General features: G+C 51.6%; 9 protein-coding genes. All 9 read right to left on the bottom strand.

Annotated elements, in window-relative coordinates; translation table 11 throughout:
* Positions 1–200: 200 nt before the first annotated feature.
* The 9 genes from PCH02S_RS19775 to PCH02S_RS19740 all read right to left on the bottom strand — a co-directional run bounded on the left by PCH02S_RS19775 (position 201) and on the right by PCH02S_RS19740 (position 8751).
* Positions 201–413 carry a hypothetical protein gene (locus PCH02S_RS19775; protein ID WP_127455667.1) on the bottom strand — a complete coding sequence of 71 codons (213 nt, stop codon included), beginning with the start codon at positions 411–413 and terminating at the stop codon, positions 201–203.
* 13 nt (positions 414–426) lie between these two features.
* Positions 427–1179 (bottom strand): YwmB family TATA-box binding protein, encoded by a 753-nt coding sequence (locus tag PCH02S_RS19770; protein ID WP_127455666.1) that lies wholly within the window; start codon positions 1177–1179, stop codon positions 427–429.
* Positions 1180–1263: 84 nt separating this feature from the next.
* Positions 1264–2787: an amino acid permease gene (locus PCH02S_RS19765; protein ID WP_127455665.1), complete on the bottom strand. Its 1524-nt coding sequence runs from the start codon at positions 2785–2787 to the stop codon at positions 1264–1266.
* Between the two features lie 45 nt (positions 2788–2832).
* Complete coding sequence (locus PCH02S_RS36740) at positions 2833–2961, bottom strand: hypothetical protein (protein WP_268597446.1); 129 nt, start codon at positions 2959–2961, stop codon at positions 2833–2835.
* Positions 2962–2985: 24 nt separating this feature from the next.
* On the bottom strand, positions 2986–3852 hold the full coding sequence (gene eutC / locus PCH02S_RS19760; RefSeq protein WP_127455664.1) for an ethanolamine ammonia-lyase subunit EutC: 867 nt from the start codon (positions 3850–3852) through the stop codon (positions 2986–2988).
* A gap of 13 nt (positions 3853–3865) precedes the next feature.
* Positions 3866–5227 carry an ethanolamine ammonia-lyase subunit EutB gene (locus PCH02S_RS19755; protein WP_127455663.1) on the bottom strand — a complete coding sequence of 454 codons (1362 nt, stop codon included), beginning with the start codon at positions 5225–5227 and terminating at the stop codon, positions 3866–3868.
* Positions 5224–6708, bottom strand: a complete 1485-nt coding sequence (locus tag PCH02S_RS19750; protein ID WP_127455662.1) for an ethanolamine ammonia-lyase reactivating factor EutA — start codon at positions 6706–6708, stop codon at positions 5224–5226. Before PCH02S_RS19750 ends, PCH02S_RS19755 begins: the two co-directional genes overlap by 4 nt.
* The gene (locus PCH02S_RS19745; RefSeq protein ID WP_127455661.1) at positions 6701–7309 is read right to left on the bottom strand and encodes an ANTAR domain-containing response regulator; all 609 of its coding nucleotides are present in this window, start codon (positions 7307–7309) and stop codon (positions 6701–6703) included. Before PCH02S_RS19745 ends, PCH02S_RS19750 begins: the two co-directional genes overlap by 8 nt.
* A complete protein-coding gene (locus PCH02S_RS19740) occupies positions 7306–8751 on the bottom strand; it encodes a sensor histidine kinase (RefSeq protein WP_127455660.1) in 1446 nt (481 codons plus the stop codon). The genes PCH02S_RS19745 and PCH02S_RS19740 overlap by 4 nt, the downstream gene beginning before the upstream one ends.

Genomic DNA, 8751 nt, shown 5'->3' with positions numbered 1-8751 from the left:
AAAGTAATATACCATACTATTTTTCATTGTGCAACTCTTTTTTTAATTCTTTTTTCGAGCTGCTTTGACACGCTTATTTCGCGGCTTTCTTGCGGCCGGAATGACAATATAACATGTCCAACAAGTGAAATGCAACCCTTTTTTTCATTTTCTAAAACAAAGAAACACCTGCCCTTTCAAGCAAGTGTGTAAGCCATCTTTTATCCATCATGAACGGTATAGCTGTTAATGATCGCTGCGGCGAACGTTACGCGATTATTTCGAAAATAATGGAACAGAATACGAGCCTCCGCCGATTCGTCATCATATTTGGGAAAGTTGAAGAAATCGTCGTCTTCCCATCCCTCCCGTCGCAAGCTTTCAATGGATTCGGCAATCACACCCGGAATAACAGGCTTCATAATCGTTGACATATCCTCACTCCTTTTAATATTCCATCGTGATAATTGGTGTCCCCACTGTCAGGCGCCATTTGCCTGAAGTTGATTCCTGATGCAGAGCAAGCTGCAAATTCACGGTTTGATTTCCGCTTTGGATGGAGGTTTGAAAATCATCAGAAGCTAATGACAAGCTAATCGTCTTTGAATCGCTGTAGTTCTCTACCGTTTTACCTCTAAAAGACTGCGCTACCGCTTGAGCAAGCTCGTTGGCACTATTTTTCCCGTATAATACCTGCTCGTCCACATAACCTTGAACCATCACATTCCATTGCCCTTGAATGCCTAGTTTCTTTAATTGATCGCTAGCTTGCTCCTGCCAATTCATAAGCTCAGATTGATCTGCTTGTTCAGATGCCTCTAGTTTGAGGACGGTGTAGCAGCCATTTGATCCAGCTGGACTTGCAACTGTTAAAGTAACGACCGTACCGGGAGCAATCTCCATACTCGCTGTGTACACAGCATGAGAATTGGACTCGCCCAATTGTTCTTTTTGCGGGATATCGAAGGCTTGAGAAAGCTTTTTACCGGTTTGCAGGATATTGAGATCGCTACCAGCGCAAGTTCCGTAATAGCCCGTATATTTAAAAGTGATGTGCCGCTCATTCATCATGTACGGTTTCACCGTGTTCAAAAGCTGAAGCGCTTCTTGCCCGCTGCGAGCATCTGCATGACGAACCCAGCCAAAAATAAGGCCGATAATAGAAAGTGCAATAATGGCGTTAACCCAATTTTTCTGCATATAAAAAGGCACCTCTTCACTAGAATCTTCAACTCTAGTAAAAGGATGCCCAAATCTATCAAATGCTAAACCAGTAAGCGGAGTCTATTCCAGCTCTTTTTCCCGGCGTAAAATCTCCTCCATAGACTTGTTAAGCGCAGCCTGCGGGCCAGGGAAGTGCTTGTTATAGTAGGACAAATCCATGATGACCAAGAGAATGAGCATTCCCGCTACGGCATAACCAGCCATTTGGTTCGGCGGGATAACCATGATGACGCAAATAAAAATAATCCAGATCAGCGCGACAATTGAGATCGCATTGCTATATTTTCCGAGATTCCAAGGTCCGAGATGCTTATCTTGAAATCTTCCTTCGGCTTTGGCCCGAAGCTTCAAGTAAATCGGAATGCCATAGGCAACATAAAGGCCAACAACACTAACCGCCGTTAGGAACGCTATCGTTGTATACGTGGCATCCGGGTTCACCATTTTGATGAGATAGTCGATGAAAGCAAGCAGGAAGGAGAGGATGATAGCCAGCCAGATGGCTTTGGCCGGGGTTCGGTATTTTTTTGAAATTTGCGCCCACTGCGAGCTTAACGGCATCCCTTTATCCCTTGAAAAAGCATACATCATGCGGGAGAAAGAAGTGATGGACGCCAGTCCGCAGAACCACATCGCAGCGGTGACCAACCACAAAATGACGGAACCGAACGTGCCGCCAAGCGCTTCGCTGATCACATAGATGAACGCATTGCTGGAACCGGCAGCAGCGCTGGCGTCTTTGATGGACAAAGTGACAAATGCAAGCATAATGAAACCAATGACAAACGAATAGGCGACAGATGTGAAAATGCCCCAAGGCGCGCGCACACGCGGGTTAATCGTTTCTTCAATGGTATGCGCCGAAGCGTCATAGCCCGTAAACGTCCACTGTGCCTGCAAAAGTCCGATCAGAAAGGCAAACATATAAGGTTTGTCGGAGAAGGTTTCGCCAACTTGGAACAAGTACGAGACCGGGTTTAGGCTGCCTTTGGTGAAAAAGGCCAGAGACAGGACCAGCACCGCCACGACAGCGATGTGATACCAGGCGGAGAAGTCGTTCAGCTTCGCAACGATTCGAATGCCGATGTGGTTGAGAATGCCATGCGTAAGCAAAATGACCGAGAAGCAAACCAACACGGTTGTATTGCTAGATTCATAACCGAAGACGCTCGCAATCAGTGGATCCGCGAAGAGGGCGACGGAATAATCGATACCGGCGACGATGCCGATTTGGCCAATCAGGTTGATCCAGGCGGTGTACCAGCCCCAGCGTTTGTTTTTTAGAATCGCAGCCCAATGGTACAAAGCGCCTGCCGTCGGAATGGCCGAAGCCAGCTCAGCCATAACTGCCGCAACGCACATCACAAAAAACGCGACGATCGGCCAGCCGAAGCCCATCATGCCCGATCCGCCATAGGTTAATCCATGACCATATAAGGATACAGCGCCAGTCAAAATGGAAATGATGGAGAATGAGATCGCAAAGTTAGAAAATCCACCCATACTGCGCAGCAACTCCTGGGCATAGCCGAACTTGTTCAAATCACTTTTGTCTTTGTCCTGATGATTGGAAGATAAGCTCATCTATACTCCTCCTCATCCATTCACAACGATTTGTGCAGCCAAGTCTCATTTCCCCAAAAAGCTTTCGTGCTTGCTTTCATCGAATTCCCGAATGCTCTTGTTTGCAACGTTAACGATCCACCCCGCAAACAAACACGTGATGACAACAATTAAGATGCCAATCGCCAGTCCCATTCCGCCCCACCTCCTTCGCTGAAATCAGATTTCCAGGTTAACTCCGCTCGTTTTTTGTTCGAGCATTTTTTGTACGATGGTGCCGATATGCGCGCCGCCCTCCAGAGGTGGTGTGCCTCCGCGATGAATATTGGATATAACCGTGCGGTCGCTTTCTACCGTGCCTTTCCGCGGTTTGTAACAGATGTAGGCACTCAATGATTTGGACGAAACCAATCCAGGACGTTCTCCGATCAAAAGTACGAGCACATCCGGCTGCAGGATTTCCCCAATGTGATCCATCACGGCAACCCGCCCGCCTCGCACGAAAAACGGAGTACCTGTGGATAACTTATAAGCCGTCAGTGAGTCAAGAAGCGAGGGATAGACATCGGCCAGATTGGCATCTACCGCATTGGCGCTAAGCCCGTCAGACACAACGATCTGCACTTGGGGATGCTTGCTGCATTTTTGCTGGATAAGAGCGACTCCCTCTTCGGTAACAATACGTCCCATGTCGGGGCGCTTCAGATAGTTTTCTGTATTCTCATAACGCGTTTCCACGGTAAACAAACCAAATTGGTCTAAAAGCACTTGACTTGCTTCGCCATAAATGGAATCGACAGCAGCCGCATGATCACGGCGAAATTTCAGCACTTCTTTGGTTAATGCCCGCGTTCCCGTCCGCCAAACGCCGATTCGCGAAGGTGTGCTGGCGAGCAGTTCGTTCATCCCTTCCTCCCATTTGGGACTTGGAACCTGCGACTGCGGCTCTTCCTCTGACGGCATATCGAGATCTGGCTGATCGGTCGGCGGGATCTCTTCTTCTTTTGATACAGTAACGGACAGTTTCTTCTCTAGCTCTACCATCACCAGATCCACTAGCGCATCGATGGGGACAGCTTGGTTCATTGCCACACCTCCTTCACATAAATAGACTCGGGTCTCCCGCAAGCGGCGTTAGCCGGCCATTGTCCATAAGGCCCATTCGAACCAACCATTGTTCAAATGCAGGAGCCGGGCGCAGCCTCATTAATTCCCGCAAAGTGGCGATGTCGTGATAGCTGGTCGACTGATAATTGAGCATGCAATCGTCAGCCATGGCGACTCCGATCAAGTAGTTAACGCCTGCGGCGGAAAGCAGCACAGCCAAATTGTCCATATCGTTCTGATCCGCCTTCATATGATTGGTATAGCAAACATCCACCCCCATCGGCAGCCCCTGCAGCTTGCCCATGAAATGGTCCTCCAACCCGGCGCGAATGACCTGTTTGCTGTCATATAAATACTCAGGCCCGATGAAGCCAACCACCGTATTAACAATAAACGGCTTATACTTGCGGGCAAGCCCGTAGCAGCGCGACTCCAGCGTGACCTGATCGATGCCGTGATGCGCTTCCGCGGACAGCTCGGAGCCCTGGCCCGTTTCGAAATACCAAAGATTCGGCCCCGTCCCTGTCCCCTCACGCGTGATCAGTTCATCCGCTTCATCCAGCAAAGCGACATCGATGCCAAAAGCTTTATTGCCGTCTTCCGTTCCCGCCAAGCTTTGGAACACCATATCCGCAGGAGCTCCTTGCCGGATAGCGCGCATCTGCGTTTTGATATGCGCCAAGACGCAGTTCTGCGTAGGGATCTGCCATTTTTCCATGACCTCCTTGGTCATCTGCAAAATGTGCTTCACGCTATCTGCGGAATCGATCACGGGGTTGATGCCGATTACCGCATCACCGATCCCGTAGCTTAATGCTTCAAAAAGCGCCGCTTTTATGCCTTGAATATTATCCGTAGGGTGATTGGGCTGCGCTCTTCCGGCGAGCACGCCTTTTTGACCGATGGTGATATTGCAATGGCTGGTGACCTCCATCTTGGACGCGGCCTGCACCAGATCCAGATTGGTCATCAGCTTGGCGGCGGCAGCCACCATCTCACTCGTTAGGCCTCGGGAAAGACGGCGAATTTCGGGATTGCCTATCTCCTGCCGCAGCAAATACTCCCGCAGCTCAGCCACCGTCCAATTCCGCACCTCGGCATAGATCTTCTCATTCAAAGCATTCTCGATGACTCGAGAAACTTCATCGGTCTCCGGAGGCAGCAGGGGATGGTTCCGGATATCCGCCAGCGTCAAATCGGCAAGCACCTCTTTGGCGGCGATTCGTTCCTTCGCATCCTGCGCGGAAATGCCTGCGAGCTGGTCGCCGGACTTCTCCTCATTCGCTTTGGCCATCACTTCCTTCAAATTTTTGAATTGAAACGTTGTGCCGAGCAGCGTCGTTTTCAAATTCACCGGCCGCTCTCCTCCCCTCTGCCCTGGCCTTGGAAGGCCAATGTTTTGACCACTACGGGAATCATGATGCCGGATATCGGCTCGCCTAAATCGATGTAATCCCCGTGCTCCACGCGGATTTGATCGATGCAAATGACTTTCGGACGTTGCTCGCAGCGTCTCGAGAGGGATTGGCCGAGCGCTTTGGCGATGTCCGTTTCGCAAATGACGACCATCGCTTCGCTATGAGGAAAATGTTGAATAAAACTCAGATACAGCTTATCGGCTATGTATTGAAGGGTTGGATAGGTTAAGTGGTGTGTCCCTGACAACGCGAGTCCAAATGGAGGCGAACGATCTAGAGCGAACAAGCTTGCGCCATCTTGCATGAGAGCGTCAAACCGTTCTGCGAGCGCGCTGTCTTGAACTAGCAGCTGCGGCGATAGATCAAGCTTGAGCACGGGCAAATTGCGGATCGGCAGCAGCGAAGCATCCAAGTGTACCGTCGCGCCGCTGATCTCCGTGCTCTGCATGCCAGCGCCGATGACGGTCGCTCTGACCGTCTGATCCGCTTGGATCTGGCGGGTGGGGTATTCAGCGGCCAGCTCCTTCCAGGCGTGGGCAAGCAGCGGGCCGATATCTTGGTATACGGCAGCGTCCTCCAAGCTGCGGGGCGGCATGGTCTCTGCCATCAATTGGCCTACACCGCCGGAGACCATCCATTCTTCTATAGAGGGAATGGCAGGTAACGGCGTTCCGATCATTAAAGCTTTAATTGCAGCGTCTGCAACACGGACGCCGTTTAAATAGTCCATGATGCAGCGGCACATGGCTGTGCAGATCTCGTTCAGCTGCAGCAGGCTGAGCCTGTCGCCCGGCTGAACGGTGTAACCGGCCTCCAGCAGCCAAGGGCGCAGCGACGGCGACACCTCAAGGATCGTGCCTGTCGAGTCGATCCGAATAAGCCTGCCGCCGACATGAAAGGCCACCGTGCCGAGCAGCTTGCCGCGATGAAAAATCGCAGCATTCGCCGTACCGCCGCCGATATCGATGTTGGCGACGGCGCCTCGAAGCTGCCAGGAGCGCTGCTCCGCGCCGGCGCCTTTGCCGGCGAGCAGCCCTTCGAGATCCGCGCCGGCAGTCGCGACAACGAAATCGCCCACTCGTTCTGCTAGCAGATGGAGGATGTGCTGCGCGTTTGTTTTGTTTGCCGTCTCACCGGTAATGATGACGGCGCCGGATTTGATATCCGCTGGCTGGATGCCGGCCTGCTCGTACTCTTGAGCCACGATGGCCCAAATGCGCTCGGCGTGGATCTCATCGCTGCTGAGGAGCGGAGTGCTGTAAATCGGGCTTGCGTACAGCAGCTCCCGCTCCGCAATCTGAAAGCGCGGCAGGCAAAGCACGCCGGAGGAGCGCACGATTTTCAACCGGGAAATGACCATCTTCGTTGTACTTGTTCCGATATCGAGTCCGACACTCGTGATCCATTGGTCAGCCATGTGTCCGCTCACCCGCACCTGCTAAGACCTCAGCTCCATCCCGCAAAATATCTGTCGCCAGCTTCGCAAGGGGGATGCGGGTCGCCATGCTCACTTCGCGCATTTTGGCGTAAGCCTTCTCCTCACTCAAAGCGTGCTTCTGCATGACGAGGCCTTTCGCTTTTTCGATGTTCTTCCGTTCCTCAATGGATTGCTTGAGAAGTTTGATGTCCTGTTTTAGCGAGTCCATCTTCTCCTTTTGGCTCAAAGCAATCTCGACAGCCGGCAGCAAGTCTTCCTCCGACACCGGTTTGACTAAAAAAGCTGCCACCCCCGCTTCGCGCGCGTCCTTCACCAGCTCCTTCTGACTGTAAGCCGTCAAAAGCAGCACCGATGTATCCTGCTGCAGCTTGCGGATAATATGAGACGCCTTGATGCCGTTCATGACGGGCATTTTAATATCCATAATCGCCAAATCCGGTTTCACGCGAGCTATGAGCTCTATCGCTTCCTCACCGTTTTTGGCTTCGCCTGCGACAAGATAGCCGCCCTCCTCCAGCATTTCACGGATATCCATGCGGATGATCGGATCATCATCGACGACGACGATGGCATTTCTCATGACGTTTCGTCCTCCTTTGACTGCGTTCTCGCTATTGGAAATGTAAGCTGCACTTCGGTTCCTCGCTCATCCGTCATGATATCCAGAACGCCGCCGAGATTCTCCTCTACCAGCGTCTCCGTGATCTTCAAGCCGAGATGGCCTTTCCGCTCGGAGTGATTGGCCGCTTTGAATCCGATCCCGTTATCTGACACCCGAACCCGAGCGAAGCTGTCTTGATGCTGCAGAGAAACTTCAATATGTCCCATGCGCCTCTCTCCAAAAGCATGCAGCACGCAGTTCTGCACCAGTTCATTCACAACAAGCGCCAACGTCGTGGCGGCATCGGATTGTAAAATGAGCTCATCTCCGGAAATAACCGGGACGATGGTCTGATCCGGTTTGGACGAGGAGGAAATAATGTTCTTAATAATACGGTCCACGACCTCGTTAAAATGGATCGTCTCCAGTCCTTCGAACGCGAGCATTTCATGAATAACCGCTATCGAATTAATGCGGTTGATGCTGTCGCGATACACCCTCACGACCTCTTCGTGTTTCGTTCTTCGCATCTGCAGGCGGAGCAAGCTGGAAACAGTTTGCAAATTATTTTTCACGCGATGGTGAATCTCCTTGATGACGGCGGATTTGATGATCAGCTGCTTTTCCTTTTCTTTCATATCCGATATATCGCGTAGTAAAATAATCCCGCCTACCTCCCGCTGATCCCGGTAAATGGACATGGCTTTGAGTTCGAAGGTCACATGCCCGATTTGCAATTCCTGCTGGATGAGGCCTGAGCGGCCAAGTACCGTTAATTTCCCGTAAAATAACTGGGTGATCAGGGAGCCGTTGGTCGCGTCAGCCGTGTGACCGATTTCCTTCAGCATGTCGAGTGCACGCGGATTCGTGTAGGTGACCCGCTCCTTGTCATCAAAAACAATGACCCCTTCATGCATCAGCGATTGCATGCTGCCCTGCGACATGGCCACACTAAGCAGCGTTTCGCTTAGCTGTTCCGTTGTCTCCATCAATCGGGTCACATTCTTCTCCTGCTCAAGCTTCTCCGTAATGTCCTTCTCCATGATGAGCGCCCCGATCACTTGGCCGGTTCTGGACCGGATCGGCACGACATTTTGCTGGATGGCAATCTGCTCCTGCGAAATGCCGCGCGAGCCGATCACGGATTGGCCGGAAAGCAGGCAGAACATGACGGCGGGCTCATTTTGCACAAAAGCATACTGACCTACGACCGAAGTCTTGTACAAGGAAGAGCCTTTGGAGGGACGCGCCTCCGCCACGACGAGCGCCATCCCTTTGTCAGGGAGTGGGCAGTCTATGAAGACATCGGATTCGGATACATCGGCAAATAGTTGGAGATGATCCGCCATCTCTTGAATGGTTTGGACTTCTTCTATGCTCAAAAGCGTATACTTCCTGCACAATTCCATAATGGACGCCAT

Origin of the sequence: Paenibacillus chondroitinus NBRC 15376 (assembly GCF_004000765.1) — a bacterium.
Classification (GTDB): Bacteria; Bacillota; Bacilli; order Paenibacillales; family NBRC-103111; genus Paenibacillus_E; species Paenibacillus_E chondroitinus.
This window is presented reverse-complemented; position numbering and strand designations above follow the sequence as displayed.

Excerpts from the sequence above, each read along its gene's own strand:
- PCH02S_RS19775 (WP_127455667.1), bottom strand. The coding sequence starts at position 413 with ATGTCAACGATTATGAAGCCTGTTATTCCGGGTGTGATTGCCGAATCC.
- PCH02S_RS19770 (WP_127455666.1), bottom strand. The coding sequence starts at position 1,179 with ATGCAGAAAAATTGGGTTAACGCCATTATTGCACTTTCTATTATCGGC.
- PCH02S_RS19765 (WP_127455665.1), bottom strand. The coding sequence starts at position 2,787 with ATGAGCTTATCTTCCAATCATCAGGACAAAGACAAAAGTGATTTGAAC.
- PCH02S_RS36740 (WP_268597446.1), bottom strand. The coding sequence starts at position 2,961 with ATGGGACTGGCGATTGGCATCTTAATTGTTGTCATCACGTGTTTGTTT.
- eutC (WP_127455664.1), bottom strand. The coding sequence starts at position 3,852 with ATGAACCAAGCTGTCCCCATCGATGCGCTAGTGGATCTGGTGATGGTA.
- PCH02S_RS19750 (WP_127455662.1), bottom strand. The coding sequence starts at position 6,708 with ATGGCTGACCAATGGATCACGAGTGTCGGACTCGATATCGGAACAAGT.
- PCH02S_RS19745 (WP_127455661.1), bottom strand. The coding sequence starts at position 7,309 with ATGAGAAATGCCATCGTCGTCGTCGATGATGATCCGATCATCCGCATG.
- PCH02S_RS19740 (WP_127455660.1), bottom strand. The coding sequence starts at position 8,751 with ATGGCGTCCATTATGGAATTGTGCAGGAAGTATACGCTTTTGAGCATA.